Here is a 16,261-nt window from a genome sequence, read left to right as displayed (position 1 = left end):
CAGTGCGACACGCTGCGCGGACGGGAGAGGCCAACGGGTCCCCCATCCCGTAACAGGTGCCGACCCTATAGCAGAACGGTTCCTGCGGGCCGCCCGGTCGAGGCCGGACCGCTCGGATCAGCCGACCCCCGATCCGAGCTCGAACCACACACTCTTGCCGCCGCCCCCGAAGATCCCGGGCCCGATCGCGCACCCGCCCCAGTCATCTGCGAACGCGGCGACGAGGCCGATGCCGCGCCCGTGTTCGGTCTCGGAGTCGTCGTAGCAGCCGGCGTCCAGGGTGGGCAGATGCGGGTTGGTGTCGTAGACGCTGACCCGCACGCCCTTGTCGCCATTGCGCACGACGCGCATGGAGGCCGGGCCCTCGGCGTGGTGAACGGTGTTGGTGACGAGCTCGGACGTTAACAGCTCTGCGGTGTCGGCGATTTCGGCTGCGCCATGGGCTTCGAGGATGAGGCGGATGGTGTGCCGGGCGATGTGCGGGGCGAGGGGAGTGTGCGCGAACTCGAGGGAGTACGCCCAGTCTTGGGGCAGGTCATGGCTCATGACGCCTCCGTGGAGTGAGTGACGTGACACTCACGGTAGGGGCATCGGGCAGACAAGTGCTACCGATTCCGGAAACCTGGTCTGACTCGACCTGTGTGGGTGACAACGGCACACTGTGAGCGAACGACGGAAGAGGGACCATGCCACCGAGGAACGCCCCCACGGCGCGCCAGATCCGGTTAGGCGCCGAGCTGCGGAAGCTGCGCGAGCGCGCTGGCCTGACCGCAGCAGAAGCCGCCGCCCGGCTGGGCACCGAGCGCCCGAAAATCAGCAACATCGAGACCGGCCGCTTCGGCGTCAGCGCCGATCGGGTGCGGGCACTCGCCCGTGCTTACCATTGCGCGGACGAGGCGCTCATCGACGCCCTCGTCGGCATGACGGGCGAGCGAAGGCGTCACCACTGGTGGGAGGAGTACCGGGGCGTCGTCCCCAACGGCTTCCTGGACCTGGCCGAATTCGAACACAACGCAGTGAAGTTGCGTACCGTCCAAACGGCCACTCTGCCGGGCCTGCTCCAGACCGTCGACCACGCACGCGCGCTCTTTCAGCAGACCGCACCCCCGCTTCCGCCGCACGAGGTGGAGCACCGCATCTCTCACCGGATCAAGCGCCAAGTGGTCTTGTTCCGGGAAGACCCGACCGAATACACGGCGATCATCCACGAAGCGGCCCTACGCATGCAGTTCGGCGGCAGGGCGGTCACGCGGGCGCAACTCGACCACATCCTCGCGATGGGTGAACGCGACCACGTCACGATCCACGCCCTCCCGTTCGAGGCAGGAGCTTTCCCCGCGCCAGGACAGACGATCGGCTACAGCATCGGCCCAGTTCCGCAGCTCGACACCGTTCAGCTCGACCACATCCACGGGCCCGTATTCCTCGATGCGCCGGCACAGCTGGAGACGTACCGTAGCGTCCTGGACCGCATGGAAGCGCTCGCCCTTAAGCCGGAGGAGTCACGCGACTTCATCCGTGAAATCGCACGCTCGCTTTGAAAGGCAGGAAAGATGTCCACACTGGACTGGCAGAAGTCCTCCTACTGCCAAGGGGCAAGCAACTGCCTTAACCTCGCGACCGCACCCGACCGCACCGTTCGACTCCGCGAGAGCGAGAACCCCGGAACCGCACTCCGTACCACCCCCGCCCGCCTTGGCACTTTCATCCGCGCCGCCAAGGCCGGGGCCTTCGACACTCTCACGGAACTCGCCATCTAACGCGCGCCGCATACGCTGCAATGACGGGCCCCGGACGCTCGCGCAATGCGCCCGGAGCCGCTGGCAGCTCCGCAGACCTCAGCTCGCTCGCCACACAAGCGGATGTGCCGCCTTGCCCTTTCCACGGAACGAGACCACCGCGGGGCGGTCACCTTTCGGAATCAGGTGGATGGTGCAGAGGGACAACGCCGAGTTCGGCCGCAGACGGTCCTTCGAGGCGTGGCCCCGGCACCCGTCGATGCCGTCCCCCTCTCCCGAGAAGGACAGGTCGAGTAGGTTCGCCGACTGCACATCGAGGCCGCCGGCGGTGCGTACGCCGACGCCGTCATCATCCATCATCGGCAGGAGCTCCTCCTTGCCGACATTGCGGTATTCAAGCGTGACGTACCACGGCACGAGATTCTTGCGGTCGTCACCCAGGTCGTAGTCACGCAGGTCGGCGAGGCTCCCGGCGCGAACGCTCTTGGGCGTGACGCGGATGGGGACACTTTCGCCCTTGGAGAGGCTGTCCTTCCATGCCGAGTCGGCGGTCTTGCCAGCGGGCAGCAGCTTGCCGTCGCCCTTTCCGTCCCCCACCTTCCACAGGAGAGTGCCGCCGGCCTCGTCGGAGTAGGCGACGGTCGCGGGCTTGTGCCCCTTGGGCAGCATCACGACCTGGCACCTGGTGGCAGTAGCGCCCGCGTCGAGTGATTCGCCGCCGCCGGACTCGTCGCAATTGTTTGGTTGGCCCGAACCCGAGGGTGAGGCATGCGGGGTTGTCTCCGAGAGGGAGAACACCTTGCCCGGAGTGCCGTCCGCGAGGGTGATCGTGAAGTTGTCCTCCGGGTCCGGATGGATCAGCGGCTCTGAACCGGTGTTGGTGTAGCTGACGGTCAGGTAATGCGGGACCATGCCCTGGAGTTCGTCGCCCAGCGGTACGTGTTCCAGATCGGCCGCCGTGCCTTGCGTGAGCCGCCTGGGCGCGATCTTCAGCTGGTGCGTTGTATCGCGCGACTCCGTGCCTTTCACGATCGAGCTCGTCCACGTTGCCTGCCGTACCGTCGATTCGACCGGCAGCGGCTTGGCCGGTGCGGACTTGCTCGTTTTCTCCTTGCCTGAATCGGTGCCCGTATCCCTGCTGGAGTCCTTGTCCCCATCCTCGCTGCCCCCGCACCCCGAGACCAGGACCGCAGCCGCCACGGCCAGAGTTATCCCGGCTATCGACTTGCGCATGTTTCCCCCAATAGCTGAATCCGGCCCGGGGCACCTGACCCCGAACCAGTCGCCGATGCTGCCACATGGCGAGGTATGCGCCCTGGCGACCGATGGGAACCGGACGGGTCGGTCTCGTAGTCCATCTATGCGTGTCGTGAAGTCGGTTGCTGGCATGTCAGTGCCAAACTGTAGGGTGGCATGGCCAACGATCTGATGCGGGGTGGGGCATGAAGTTCGATATGGGCAGTACGGCGTTGTCGTCCTTGACGACGCAGACAGCTGGTTCGAGCAACGACCTGGGCGTCTTGATCCGCCAGCTCGTCGCCGCGGCTGAGCCGTTGGAGGGGCGTTTCAACGGAGCGGGTAAGCGGGCCTTCGACGCGTTTAAGTTGAACGCTGATGAAATTACTTCAGCATTGAACGGAGCGCTCTCGCAGATCCTGGGCGGGCAGTCGGGGATGGACAAGGCATTCCGCACTGGTGACCAGGAGTCGGCCGACAATGCACAGACGTCTCTGGCCGCGGCGAACTTCGACGCTGCCCGGTTCTCCGGGCGCTGAGACAGGGGGGAACCAGAACATGGCGAGCCAGGACCGCAATAGCTACGACTCCGGTGCCTCCGGCGAGGCGCAGGGCAACATCGCCGTCGTCATCGCCCAGCTGGAGCAGGTGCTCAACGACCGGGACCGGGCGGTGAAGGCCGCGATGGCGGACTTCGCGGCGGATGGCGTCTCGGAGGAGTACCACGCGAAGGAAGTCCGCTGGAACAAAGCGGCCGCCGAGGTGAGGTCGATCATTCAGCTGGTGCGCACCACGCTGGAGAAGAACGACGCGACCGCGCAGCAGACGCTGGCGCGGGCCAAGGCGGCGGTGGACGCGATCGGTTGATGACTGGCCGCCGGGCTCTCATTGGTTGACAGCTCGGCACCAGCCATCAGCGTTGGACTGGACGACTTGGGGGGACCATGGGCAAGGACAAGGACTGGGACATAGATCCGCCCGGTGTGCGGAGTGTTCTGATCAAGACCGGTGAGATCGCCGGTCAGCTCAAGGGTGAGGGGGAGACCCTCAAGAAGCTGGTGGAGAGGGCGGCGGCATCGGCAGGCACCATCCTCGGTAACGATGTGCATCGGGACCCGTGTAACACCGGGATGAAGGCGGCAGGCGACGCGTACGCCAAGGAACTGGGTCCCGTGGCGATGGCGCTGGCCGCGTACTTCGAGGCGCGGGGCGATTCGCTGTCGTACATGGCCAGCCGCGCCAGCATGTCGCTGAATGCTGCGACGAACGCGACGACCCACTACGTCGAGGGGAACCTCCAGATGGCGGCGCTGAGCCAGCGGAACGCCCGGCCGTTTTTGGAGTTCTGACCGATGGACGAGGGGGGAGTGCTCAAGCCGTGAAGCACATAGACGTCCAGGGGATTCCGCAGTTCACCGGGAATCTGGAGCAGTTGGAGAAGGACGCGCTGGCGTTCAAGACGATCGCGGGCAAGATCCGGAAGACTGGTTCGGGCATTCACACCGGTTTCCAGGGCTTGAAGGCGTTCTACGAAGCGCCGGAGGCGGAGCAGCTCTTCGCGTCCACTGCGCCGGTGCGCGACACCGCCGACGACTTCGCGGGTGAGCTGGAGTGGATCTGGAGCGCGCTGGACAGCTACGCGATCGAGATCAAGCCGATCGTCGAGAAGTTGAAGTCGCTGCAGACTCAGGCGTCGTTGTTCATGGCGAGCGTGGCGGACGACGACGACTGGGATAAGGACGACGACAAGGTCAAGAAGCACAACGCGATCTACAAGGGCGTGGAGGCCGCGGTGGCGGCGTTCCAAGCGGCCGAGCAGCGGGCCCACGACAAAATCGCCATGCTGCACGGCGGCAAGACGCTCAAGGAGCAAGCGGAGGCGTACCAGGCGCGCGCGGGTATGCCTGACGAGGACGAGGAGCCCCCGTGGGGTAGCCCCGTAGAGCGGAAGTACAACTGGTACCACCCGCACAATCTCAAGGTCGCGGTGTGGGACGGGTTCATCGTCGATGGCGTGTGGGGCACCATCAACGGGCTCCTCACCCTTATCGGGGTCCACGGCTGGGACAAGGCGGGGGCCGCCTGGAAGGGCCTGGCTCAGCTGGCGACATTCATCGTTGTTCCACAGATGGCGGTCATTCCTGATAAGTACCTGCCGCAGTGGATGCGCGAGAGCAAGCGGGTCGCTGTGGAGACCGCCAAGGGTGTGGTGGCGTATGACACATGGAAGAAGGACCCGTCCCGGGCAGTCGGCGTCACGGTCTTCAACGCACTGACCATCGCGGCTGCCCCGGCGAAGGCGGGGCAGGCCGCCCACGCGGCGAGTAAGGCCGCCAAGGCGGTGAGCGCCATACGGCAGGGCGGGCGCCTGGTCGACCCGATGACGTATGTGTTCAAGGGGGTCAGCAAGGGCTTGGGGAAGATACCGCTGCCCAAGCTCTCCACCATCCTCGGCAATCTGGACAATCTGATCAAGGCAGACGGCCCCAACCCCACCGGTGTGCAACACGCCTTGGACAACGCCGTCGAAATGCCGGACAAGACGGTTCGGGTCCCGATCAATGACCACGAGTTCGTCTACATCCGCAAGTCGGACGGCGCACTCCTTGACGAGAACGGTCAGCTCCTCCGGAAGGGCGCGATACCCAAGACGGAGTCGTCTGCCGCTGAGCGGCTCCAGGGCGAGGACCATTCCCTTGCGAGGGACCACGAGCTGGCCGGCGTGGGCGGGCGCGGGAACGAACTGAACGCCACGAACCAGGCGGGCGATCCGCCAGGGGCGACCGGCCGCGAGCCTTCGGGGCATGCGGCCAATCATTCTCAGCCGCAGGGCGGGCACGATCTGCCGCCTTCTCGTGAGCATGAGGCTCCGGGACGAATATCTGACGACGGGGCCACCGGTGCGGCGGAGGGCGGTACCCGCACCGGCCAGCACGGTAGCAGCGGCGACAGCGGGGCTGATGGCGCTCACAATGGGGTCGATGGCCGGGACGGTACGCCCGCGAATGAGCTGCCCTCACATGGGGGCGCTTCGGACGGACCTCCTGATATCGATCCGGCGAAGTACAGCAAGGACATCAACGACTCCGCGCAGGCCCACGCGGGCCGTATGGAGCCCGAGCAGGAGGCCGGGGTCGTTGCTGAACTCGCGCGGGCCAAAATGGACGCCCGCGATCAGGCGTCCGTGCTCCGTGCCCTACGCAAGGACCCGTACGGAGCGGCGGTGGCCGAGAGGATCGCGCGGGGACACCTGCGTGAGGTGGAGGGCTACGGCAAGCTCCTCGACATGTGCAAGCAGGGGCCCTCCAAGAATCAGAAGGGCATGGTTCCCGCTGCCTATATGGCCATAAGGCTTGCCGAGGACTTGCAGGCTCGAGGTGCAGGTCGGGTCGGAGTGGAGCTTGATACAGCCACGTTCGACCTTGATGTCTACACGCGCCACCCTGACGGCTCCATCGACTACGCTTACCAGCTCAAAGACGTCGACACGATCGAGGGTATCAACAGCGCTGCTAAGAAGGCTGCAAAGCAACTGGCACATGAAGGGATGAGTCACCGAGTGGCTATCCTGGACGTACATCAACCGATGGGAAGCCTCACCCCCAAGATGTTCAATGTGGCCGAGTCTCAGGCGCGAAAGTCAGGAGGGGTATTTCTCCTGCGCTTCACAGACGGGTCTATCACTGTCCCGCCAAACGGACGCATCTTCCCCTAAGGAACAATCATGTCGACATTGATGCGCGCACCGCAGGAATGCGGTTCCTGGTTCTGGGATCTTGATGAGTACGCCGAACCCGGATTGGAGTCAGCTCTAACGACAGCGGCGCGGATGAGTGAGGCGCTCGCACGACTTGAGCTTCTCGCCCCTTTCAAGCTGGAGTGCAGCTGGTACGTCCTGGATGTGGGTCCCACCGGTATCACCAGTAGCCTTGAGCTCACGACGCCCTTGGGAGACTCAAGTCTTCCGGAGCGGCTGCTCGGCAGTCGCCCCACAGCATTCCCCACTGCCGAGATCGGTGACGTGCGCGTCATCGGCAGAGGAACATGGCTCGACGAGGCGGGAAGGGCCCGCCAAGAGCCGCGACTGATGGATCTGTCGGTGGATCCGGCCCCCGTCGGGCTCTCGGCCGAACTGTCCGTGCACCATGACATTTGGGGCTGGTACGATTTTTCCGGCCGGCCGCATCCCGACGTCTACCGGCATAACGCTCCCCGGCTTGCGGCCGCCCTCAAGGAGCTCGCCAACCTGCTCGGTGTCTCTCCCGAGCCAGGCGAGCCGACCTATTTCGGTGCCGCCACGCCAGAGGGGCTCGCGATTCCGGAAGCGTACGAGGATGGAATGGGACCCGATTTGACAAGTCGACTCTGAATTCTCGGCAAGGAACGAGTTCAACTCTTGGCCACTCATGTGGGCGTCACTCGTTCACATCCTTGCAGTGGCATCAATAGGTCGATCACACAAAGGATATGTGCGGGTTCTTTGCTGCGTTGCCGGGCTACTGCCAGGGGAGGTGAAACGTGGCGATCTATGCGGAAGTCGAGAAGGTATACGAGAGCGACCAGGAGGTCCGCTATAAGTTCATGGGTGCCGAAGGAGTCGAGCGCGTCGTTGTGCTGGACAAGATGGCTCGGCGGACACGCTTTGATGGTGGAGTCGAGCACAACCAGTATCTGGCGGTTGCCAGCAAGGTTGCTGTGACTTGGGGGCGCGATGGGGTGGCACCGGACCGCTTGATCGTGGCGTCCTAGCGTTGATGCCCCAGCGGGGCTCTTTAGCTGGCTGCGGAGTGGATCCGTTCGGATAGTCGGGCTGGGTGGGGATGATGGCGGCGCAGGATTACGACAGTCAGCTGCTGGAGTCGGTGTCGGTGCGGCGTCGGCGGTTGCGGGATGCGCTGCTGCACGGGGCCCAGCGCAGTCGGCGGACCACCGATGAGAATCTCGGGAAGGCGTTCGCCGGGGTGGCCGTCGCTGCTGTGTTGTGTGCCGGATGTGTCGGATGGTCGTTCGTCTCGGGGAAGTTGGGGGACAGAGGGTCCTCGGGGCCGGGCTCTGGGGTGCGGACTGTGCCCACCACTGTGATGGAAACTTCCCGATGATAGGTTCGATCGAGTGCTGAGTGTGGGGGCGGCGTCACAGCGGGTGGAGCTGAGCCGGGTCACGTTGGTCGGGGACCGGCGGCGGGTCGATCTCGTGTTGCCCGCCGATGAGCCGATCGGGCGCCTTCTCCCTGACATTCTGCGGCTGCTCGACGACCGTACGGCCTCTCGGCCGATGCTTCGGCATCTTGTTACCGCTGATGGAAGCCTGCTGGCGCAGGATGCCTCCCTCGCCTCCTCGGGTATTCGTGATGGGGCCGTGCTGCGGCTCGTGCGGGAGGAGGACACCCCCGCCGCTCCCGTCGTGCACGACGTCACCGACGAGGTGGCCGAGGACCTCGATCTGCGGGGATGGCGATGGGGAGCCGGGGCCCGGCAGTGGACCGCCGCCGTGGGGTGTGTCGCGCTCGCCGTGAGTGCGGGGGGCTTGGCGCATGCGAGTCTTGGGGCCGTCGACGTCGCGGTGCCTCTGCTCGCCGTTGCCGTGCTGCTCTCCGCCCTTGGGGCTCCCCTCGCCCGGCGGCGTCAACGGGAGCTCGGCACCGTCCTGATGGTCTGCGGGGGCGCGCTCGGGGTGCTCGGGGCCTGGGCCGCCGCCGATGCCCATGAGTGGGCCTGGCCCGCGCGGCTTGCCGGGGTTGGCGGTGCCCTTGTCGTCATGCTGGTGCTGCTCGGTGTCTTCTCCGCGGTGGGGCGTGGAGGGCTCGTCGGGGCCGGTGCGGTGGTCGGCACCGTGGGGGCCTGGGAAGTCGCCGCCGCGGTGCAGGGCGACCTCAGTCTTGTTGGTGGCGTCCTTGCCGTTGTGTCCGTCGTCGCGCTCGGGGTGCTGCCGCGGCTCGCCTTGTCGGGTGCCGGGCTGACCGCCTTGGACGACCGGCGGTCCGGCGGTACTTCTGTGAGCCGACATGAGGTGGAGTCCGCACTGGCCGCGACGCACCGCGGGCTGGTGCTGGCCACCGTCGTCACCGCCGTCTCCGCTGTCGGCGCCGGGCTGCTCGCCGTCGCCGAATCCTCGCCTTGGACCGTGCTGCTGACCGTCGTACTCGCCGTGGTGCTGCTCTCCCGGTCCCGGGCCTACCCGCTCGTCGCCGAGGCCGTGGTGCTGCTCGCGGGGGCCGCTGTGCTGTTCGTACGGCTGGTGGTGCTCTGGATCGACCACGTCGACGGGGAGCCGTACGCGCCGTTGGCCGTGCTCGCGATGGCTGCTGTGTTGCCGCTCGGTGTGCTGGCCGTCCGGCCGCCGGAGCATGTACGGGTCCGGCTCCGCCGCGTCGTGGACCTTGTCGAGGCGGTCGGCGTCGTCGCGCTGTTCCCGCTCGTCGTCGGGGCATTCGGTGTGTACGGCCGGCTCCTTGACGTCTTCTGATTCCGCACCGCACAGATAGTCGCGCAACCACCGGTGATGCGAGGGGAGGGGAGTGCCATGGCGGGCACCGATTGGCAGGGTGACCTGCTCCGCCAGTTGCGGGGCGGTGATGGCGAGCCCGCTCCCGAGCCCGTCGTTCCGTCGTCGGTGAGCGCCGGGCAGCCCGCTGCCGCCCCTTCCGAGCCAGCCGACCGTGCCAATTCCGCCGCGACCCCTTCCGAGTCGGCCGCCCCTGCCAAGCCCGCTGCCCCCGCCGCCGAACCCATACCTGCCCCCGCCCCCACGCTCCCCGCCCCCTCCCCCATCCCCGTACCTCCCGTCGACCCCCACCTCCTCCCCGCCCACCGCCGCTCCCGGCCCGGCGACTCCGTCCTCCGCCGCACCCGCCGATCCCTCCGCCAACTCCTCCTCTCCTCCGCCTCCCGTGACGTAGCAGAGGCCACCCGTATCGCCCAGGCGTTGCAGCAGCCGGTCACCACCGGTCGGCAGATCGCGGTCACCAGCATCCGCGGGGGCGCCGGTAAGACCACCGTCGCCGCGCTGCTCAACCTCACGTACGCGCACTACCGGCAGGACCCGGTGCTCGTCCTCGAAGCCGATCCCGCGCTCGGTACGCTCCCGATCCGGCTCGCCGCGCCCGCCGTTCGCTGGACCTGCTCCGACCTGGCCCAGGTCATCAACCCCTCCATGCAGTTCGCGGAGGTCACCGGCTATCTCGTCCAGGTGGCGGAAGGTGGCTGGCTGCTGCCCGGCAGCCAGGGGCGGGTCGGTACCCGCCTGGAGCTGCCCTCGTATCGCGCGGTGATGATGGCCCTGCGCCGGTACTTCGGGATCACCGTCGTGGACTGTGAGACGCTGCCGAACCCCCTGGCCCGTACCGCGCTGGCCGCCTCGCACGCGCGGGTTCTCGTGGCGCCCGCGACCATGGAGGGGGTGGCCAGTACGCGGGCGGTGCTGGAGTGGATGGCCGATGTGCCGCGCCCGCGGCTCCTTCCCGGCACCGTGGTCGCCCTGACGATGTCGTCGCCGGACATGACGCTCGACACCGGCGCCGCCTCCGCCTATCTGGGCCAGGCCGGAATCCGCGTGGTGACGATCCCCTACGACCGGCATCTGGCGGCGGGCGGTCCGATCCGGACCGCCGCGCTCGGGCACGAGACCCGCATGGCCGCCGGGCACCTCGGTGCCGAACTCCTCAACCTCGCCCTGGGGAAGCCACGATGAGGAAGCCGCGATGACCACTCGTCTGATCCACCGGCCCGCGCGCACCACCCGCCCCCTCCTCCCTCCGGAGCCCCGCGCCATCGAGCCGCCGCCCAACCTCCCGGAGGGCAAGGCCGGGGGAGCCGCCATGGCTCTCATGCCTGTCGCCGGGGTGATGAGCTCGGTCGTGATGATGACCGTGCTGCGCAGTGGCCAGTTCGCCGCCATCGGCGCGATCGTCCTCGTCGTCACCGTCGTCGGCTCCGTCGCGCTGCTGCTCTCACAGCGCGGCAAGGCCCAGCGCACGCGCCGCCGCCAGCGCGAGCGCTATCTGGAGTACGTGGAGGAGCTGCGCGAGGAGCTCGGGGCGCACGAGCGGGAGCGCCGTGCGGGCGCGCGGGTCCTCGATCCGCCGCCGCAGGCGCTGTACGACATCGTCTCGGATCCGGCTCGGCTGTGGGAGCGGCGCCGGGCCGACGCCGACTTCCTGCGGGTGCGGATCGGCACCGGCGAGATGCCGGTGCGCACCCTGACCGTCTCGCAGCAGGGCAGCAGCGTCCTCACGCCGCCCGACCGGTTCATGCTGAACGAGGCGCGGGCGCTGATCGGCCGGTTCGGGACGGCCGCGGATCTGCCGCTGACGGTGCCGCTGGACCGGGTCGGCAACGTCAGCGTCGTCGGCGAGCGGGAGGCCGTGCTGCGGGTGGTGCGGGCGATCCTCGTCCAGACTGCCGTGTTCCACGCGCCGGACGACGTCGCCATCGCGCTCGCCGCGCCCGGCCTCGGCCCGTCCGGTCTCGCCGCGCCCGGCGACGCCCCATCCGGCGACACCCCGACGCACTGGGAGTGGGTGAAGTGGCTGCCGCACCTCCTCGACGCCGAGGAGCGCGATGGACCGGTGGCCGCCCGCCGCATCGCCCCCGACCTGCCGCAGCTCGCCCGGCTGCTCGGCCGCAACCTGCGGCAGCGCGCCGGCTACGCGGCGGAGATCCGGCGCGGACTGTCCGGCAGGGACGCGCTGGTGATGGCGAGTCGACTGCTCGTCGTCGACGACTGCTACGGCCAGGCCGCCCGCGAACTGGCCCGCCCCGACGAGGCGGTCCCGCTGCCCGACATGGGGGTGACCGTGCTGCACCTGGTGGCGGAGCGGGTGGCCGAGCCCGGCCAGGTGTCGGTCCGTATCACCGTCGAGGGCGACCACGTCGTGGTCGAAGACCTACGGGGTACGGAGCCGGTCTCCGCGCACGGAACGGTGGACCGGATCGCCGTCGCCGGTGCCGAGGGCCTGGCCCGGACGCTCGCCCCGCTGCGGCTCTCCGCCGAGTCCCTCGTCGACGCGCCGCTGTCCGGCCCGGTGGACTTCGCCGAGCTGCTGGGCATCGAGGACCCGGGCGCGCTCGACCTCGACCGGATGTGGCAACCGCGCGGTGAACGCGCCTTCCTGCGCGTGCCGATCGGCATCAGCGACGGGCACGAGCCGGTGCTGCTGGACCTCAAGGAGTCCGCCGAACTGGGCATGGGGCCGCACGGCCTGTGCGTGGGCGCGACCGGCTCGGGCAAGAGCGAGCTGCTGCGCACCCTGGTCCTCGCGCTGGTGGCCACGCACCCGCCGGACGATCTGGCCCTGGTCCTGGTCGACTACAAGGGCGGCGCGACCTTCGCCCCCTTCGAGGGGCTGCCGCACGTGGCCGGGGTGATCACCAACCTGGAGAACCAGGCCGGGCTGATCGAGCGCGTGCACGCCAGCCTCGCCGGGGAAGTCAAGCGCCGCCAGCAGGTGCTCAAGGACGCGGGCAACGTCGCGGACATCGCGACGTACGCGGCGCTGCGCGAGACCCGCCCCGACCTGCCGCCCCTGCCGCACTTGTTCGTCGTGATCGACGAGTTCGGCGAACTCCTCACCGCCAAGCCGGACTTCATCGACCTGTTCCTGTCCATCGGGCGGATCGGCCGGAGCATCGGCGTCCATCTGCTGCTGTCCAGCCAGCGCATCGAGGGCGGCCGGCTCAAGGGCCTGGACACCTACCTCTCGTACCGGCTGGGCTTGCGCACCTTCTCCGCCGACGAGAGCCGTACCGTCCTGGACACCGCCGACGCCTTCCATCTGCCGCCGCTGCCGGGCTTCGGCTACCTCAAGGTCGATACGAGCGCCTACGAGCGGTTCAAGGCGAGCTTCGTCTCCGGGCCGTACCGGGGACCCGCGCGCCGGGAAACCGACGACAAGGGTCCGGCGGCAGTCCCGTACCCCGCGTACAACACCCTCGGCTCCGCCGAAGCGGGCGAGGACGACGGCGAGCCGGTCAAGCGGCATCGCGACCCCGGCCCCACCGTCCTGTCCGTCATGGTCGACCGACTCCGGGACGCCGCGTCGCCGGTGCGCCGGATCTGGCTGCCGCCGCTGCCCGAGGCCCTCACCCTGGACCGGGTCGGCGGCGCCGTCGACGTCGGCGAGCGCGGCATGGGTTTCGTGCGCCGCACCGGCACCCTGCGGGTGCCGCTGGGCCTGCTGGACGACCCGGCCCGCCAGTGGCAGGGACCGTGGATCCTCGACCTCACCGTCGCCGGCGGGCACGCGGCCGTCATCGGCGGCCCCCAGTCCGGCAAGACCACCCTGCTGCGCACCCTCGCCCTCTCCCTGGCGATGACGCACACGCCGCGCGAGGTCGGGATCTACGGTCTCGACCTGGTCGGCGGCGGACTCCAGGCCCTCGCCCACCTCCCGCACGTCGGCGGGATCGCGGGCCGCGCCGACCGCGAACGCGCCGCCCGCACCGTGGAGGAGGTGCACGGCATGCTCGCCGCCCGCGAGGAGATCTTCCGCGAACACGGCATCGACTCCGTCGAACGGCTCCGCGAGCTGCGGGCCGCGGGCAAGGTGCCGGAACTGGCATCCACCGAGATCGTGCTGCTCATCGACGGATTCGGCGCGCTGCGCGACGACTTCGAGGCGCTCGACGACGCGGTGGGCGACCTCCTCAAGCGCGGTGGCGGGTACGGCATCCACGTCGTGGCCGGCATGCTGCGCTGGAACGACGTACGCATCGCCCACCAGTCGACCTTCGGCACCCAGATGGAGCTGCGGCTCAACGACCCCGGCGACAGCAGCATCGACCGCAAGCTCGCCCAGACCCTCACCCCTGACGACACCGGCCGGGCCCTGACCGACGGCAAGCTCTTCGCCCAGGTCGCGCTGCCGCGTATCGACGGTCTGCCCGAGACGGCCGAGCTGGGCTCGGCGATCGAGCAGGCCGCCAGGACGATCCGGGCGGCCTGGCCGGGCGACCTCGCCCAGCAGGTCCGCGTCCTGCCCGCCCGCGTCCCCGCCGCCTCCCTGCCCTCGATCGCGGCCGAGCCCAGGCGCGTGCCCATCGGACTCGACCAGAGCGCGCTCGCCCCGGTGCCGCTCGACCTGTTCGCCCACGACCAGCACCTGCTGATCCTCGGCGACAGCGAGTGCGGCAAGACCAACCTGCTGCGGCTGATCGCCCAGGGGCTCACCGAGCGGTACTCCGCCGACGAACTCGTCTTCGGCGTCATGGACCCCCGGCGCGGCCTGAGGGACGTCGTGCCCGAGCCCTACCGGGGCGGCTACGCCCACAACGCCAAGCTCGCCGGGGCGCTGGCCACCGGCATCACCGCCGAGCTCGACAAACGCATGCCCGACGAGGCGACCGACCCCCTGCCGCCGGCGCCGGGCAGCTGGGGCTCCGGGCCGCGCATCGTGATCCTCGTCGACGACTACGACGTCCTGACCACCGCCGGCCAGCAGCCGCTGACGCCGTTCCTCCCCTACGTGCCGTCCGCCCCCGACATCGGGCTGCACTTCGTCATCGCCCGCCGGGTCGCCGGATCCTCCCGCGCGCTGTACGAGCCGTTCCTGACGACCCTGCGCGAGAGCGGCACCTCCGCGCTCGTCATGACGGGCGACCGTTCGGAGGGGCAGCTCTTCCCCCGGGTGTACGCCTCGGCGCAGCCGCCCGGCCGGGGCACCCTGATCCGCCGCGGCCACCCCAACCGACTGATCCAGACCGCGATGGGCCCGGAAAACGGCCCGGAGAGCGGAGAAAGCCGAGCGACGACGCGATGACCAAGGACGTGATCGTCCTCACCGAGCGGATGCCGGACACCTGGACCCTCCTGGCCGGACTGCTCGCCGGAGGACCGGACCTGCACGTACAGCACGCCGCCGACGACGCCGTCATCCAGCTCTGCGACGACCACGGGCGGCCGCTGGTGTCGATCGAGGCCCCGATCCTGGTACGGGTGCCGGGCGAGGCCGCCCGCCTGCTCGGCCCGGACGCGCCTGCCCAGGACGGCCCCGTGTGGTGGATGGAGGCGCGCGCCTCCACCGCCGTCAAGGAGGCCGGACAGCTCGCCGGGGTCTTCGCCGGCCGCCTCGCCCACCTGCTGGGTGGCGCCGTCTGGCCGCCGGAGGCGGTACCGGCGGCGGGCATCGGGGCCCCCGTCGCCATGGCGGGCGTCACCGCGGCCCCCATCCCGGCCGCCGCGCAGCCCGCCGTGGACGTGCTGACCGACCGGGTCGCGGTCGTCATCCAGGACCGGCCCGTCATCGCCATGACCACCTGGCTCTCCGACGCCCTGAGCGCAGCGCTCGCCGGCGACCGCGGACTGCAGATCGTCACCCCCGCGCACGCCCGGCTCTCCCAGCCCACCAGGTCACTGCTCATGAGGCCGCCGTCCCGCTGGGTGGTCCAGGACGGGGAGGGCGGTTACTACGACGGGCTGACGGGCGCCGTACTGCACTGGCGCGATGGCGCGTTCTCTCCGGACAGGGTGTCCTCTCCGCTCGCGGCGTCCTCTCCTGACGAGGCATCGGCCCGTGACGAGGCTTCAGAGGCCCAGGACAACCCGGTGGCGGAGCGCTTCAAGGAGTTCGCGACCACCGGCGAGCGCCAGCTCCTGCTCTCCCTCCACACCCGCCATCCGGCCGACGACCAGCTCGTGCTCGCCGGTGCGCTGGAGGAGGCGTGCCGGACGCTGACCGGCGCGCCACCCGCCGGCTGGGGCACGGCCGAACCCGCGTCCCTCCCGTGGTCCCGCCGCCAGCTCACCGACGTCGCCCGCGACCGCGCGCCCGACCCCACCTGGACGGTCGTCGTCGGCGACCCCCGGTGCCGGCCCGCCATCGCCACCCTGACCGTCTCGCGCACCACGGGCGGCGTGGAGGAGACCGCGACCCTGGCCGTCGGCTACGCCCCGGACGAGGATCCGCCCCTGGAGGACCTCCCCGCCCTCGCCGACCGTCTCGTACGCGAACACCGCCTGGTCTCGATGCTCGCCCAAGTACGCTCCGGCCGCCGGGACCTGACCGCGCCCGCGCACTTCGAACCACCAGCGGTGCCCGTGGGCTTCGCCCTGGGCCCCGAGGACGTCCACGAGATCGGCCCCACCCACGCCCGCCGACCACCGCTGCCCACCCAGCCGACCGAACTGGGCCCCGCGGCCCGCCCCGGCCTCTACTACCCGCTCGGCGACGGCACGTCAGGCGCGGCCTGGGCCGCGTTCGAGCAACTGGTGCGGCACCTGCGCACGCCCTGACGTGTGCCGGGCCGTGCCGTGTCTCCGGGCACGTGGTCTGGCGGTACGGTCAGATCGCG

Annotated in this window: 15 protein-coding genes; 13 read left to right on the top strand and 2 right to left on the bottom strand. The window is 69.3% G+C overall.

Annotated elements, in window-relative coordinates:
- Positions 1-117: 117 nt before the first annotated feature.
- The gene (locus Q3Y56_RS16930; RefSeq protein WP_304462746.1) at positions 118-546 is read right to left on the bottom strand and encodes an ATP-binding protein; all 429 of its coding nucleotides are present in this window, start codon (positions 544-546) and stop codon (positions 118-120) included.
- A 140-nt stretch (positions 547-686) separates the two neighbouring features.
- On the opposite strand from Q3Y56_RS16930, the gene Q3Y56_RS16925 reads away from it, so the two are divergent.
- Positions 687-1,541, top strand: coding sequence for a helix-turn-helix transcriptional regulator (locus Q3Y56_RS16925; protein ID WP_304462745.1), 855 nt, complete (start codon positions 687-689; stop codon positions 1,539-1,541).
- 12 nt (positions 1,542-1,553) lie between these two features.
- Entirely contained in the window at positions 1,554-1,760 is a 207-nt protein-coding gene (locus Q3Y56_RS16920; protein ID WP_304462744.1) for a DUF397 domain-containing protein, read from the top strand.
- Between the two features lie 78 nt (positions 1,761-1,838).
- Here Q3Y56_RS16920 and Q3Y56_RS16915 read toward each other — a convergent pair whose 3' ends face one another.
- Positions 1,839-2,972 carry a hypothetical protein gene (locus tag Q3Y56_RS16915; RefSeq protein ID WP_304462743.1) on the bottom strand — a complete coding sequence of 378 codons (1,134 nt, stop codon included), beginning with the start codon at positions 2,970-2,972 and terminating at the stop codon, positions 1,839-1,841.
- A gap of 209 nt (positions 2,973-3,181) precedes the next feature.
- On the opposite strand from Q3Y56_RS16915, the gene Q3Y56_RS16910 reads away from it, so the two are divergent.
- From Q3Y56_RS16910 to Q3Y56_RS16860, 11 genes are all read left to right on the top strand, one after another.
- Complete coding sequence (locus tag Q3Y56_RS16910; RefSeq protein WP_304462742.1) at positions 3,182-3,514, top strand: hypothetical protein; 333 nt, start codon at positions 3,182-3,184, stop codon at positions 3,512-3,514.
- Between the two features lie 19 nt (positions 3,515-3,533).
- Complete coding sequence (locus Q3Y56_RS16905; protein ID WP_304462741.1) at positions 3,534-3,842, top strand: pore-forming ESAT-6 family protein; 309 nt, start codon at positions 3,534-3,536, stop codon at positions 3,840-3,842.
- A gap of 77 nt (positions 3,843-3,919) precedes the next feature.
- Positions 3,920-4,324 carry a DUF6507 family protein gene (locus tag Q3Y56_RS16900; RefSeq protein WP_304462740.1) on the top strand — a complete coding sequence of 135 codons (405 nt, stop codon included), beginning with the start codon at positions 3,920-3,922 and terminating at the stop codon, positions 4,322-4,324.
- A gap of 29 nt (positions 4,325-4,353) precedes the next feature.
- Positions 4,354-6,690, top strand: coding sequence for a hypothetical protein (locus Q3Y56_RS16895; protein WP_304462739.1), 2,337 nt, complete (start codon positions 4,354-4,356; stop codon positions 6,688-6,690).
- A 9-nt stretch (positions 6,691-6,699) separates the two neighbouring features.
- Positions 6,700-7,344 carry a hypothetical protein gene (locus tag Q3Y56_RS16890; RefSeq protein WP_304462738.1) on the top strand — a complete coding sequence of 215 codons (645 nt, stop codon included), beginning with the start codon at positions 6,700-6,702 and terminating at the stop codon, positions 7,342-7,344.
- Between the two features lie 149 nt (positions 7,345-7,493).
- A complete protein-coding gene (locus Q3Y56_RS16885; RefSeq protein ID WP_304462737.1) occupies positions 7,494-7,724 on the top strand; it encodes a hypothetical protein in 231 nt (76 codons plus the stop codon).
- Between the two features lie 74 nt (positions 7,725-7,798).
- The gene (locus tag Q3Y56_RS16880) at positions 7,799-8,074 is read left to right on the top strand and encodes a hypothetical protein (RefSeq protein WP_304465652.1); all 276 of its coding nucleotides are present in this window, start codon (positions 7,799-7,801) and stop codon (positions 8,072-8,074) included.
- Between the two features lie 16 nt (positions 8,075-8,090).
- Positions 8,091-9,440 carry a type VII secretion integral membrane protein EccD gene (gene eccD / locus Q3Y56_RS16875; protein WP_304465651.1) on the top strand — a complete coding sequence of 450 codons (1,350 nt, stop codon included), beginning with the start codon at positions 8,091-8,093 and terminating at the stop codon, positions 9,438-9,440.
- A 57-nt stretch (positions 9,441-9,497) separates the two neighbouring features.
- Positions 9,498-10,664, top strand: a complete 1,167-nt coding sequence (locus Q3Y56_RS16870) for a hypothetical protein (RefSeq protein ID WP_304462736.1) — start codon at positions 9,498-9,500, stop codon at positions 10,662-10,664.
- Positions 10,665-10,674: 10 nt separating this feature from the next.
- Positions 10,675-14,730, top strand: coding sequence for a type VII secretion protein EccCa (eccCa, locus tag Q3Y56_RS16865; protein ID WP_304462735.1), 4,056 nt, complete (start codon positions 10,675-10,677; stop codon positions 14,728-14,730).
- Entirely contained in the window at positions 14,727-16,202 is a 1,476-nt protein-coding gene (locus Q3Y56_RS16860; RefSeq protein ID WP_304462734.1) for a DUF6177 family protein, read from the top strand. The genes eccCa and Q3Y56_RS16860 overlap by 4 nt, the downstream gene beginning before the upstream one ends.
- Positions 16,203-16,261: the final 59 nt, after the last annotated feature.

Source organism: Streptomyces sp. XD-27, from assembly GCF_030553055.1.
Classification (GTDB): domain Bacteria; phylum Actinomycetota; class Actinomycetes; order Streptomycetales; family Streptomycetaceae; genus Streptomyces.
This window is presented reverse-complemented; position numbering and strand designations above follow the sequence as displayed.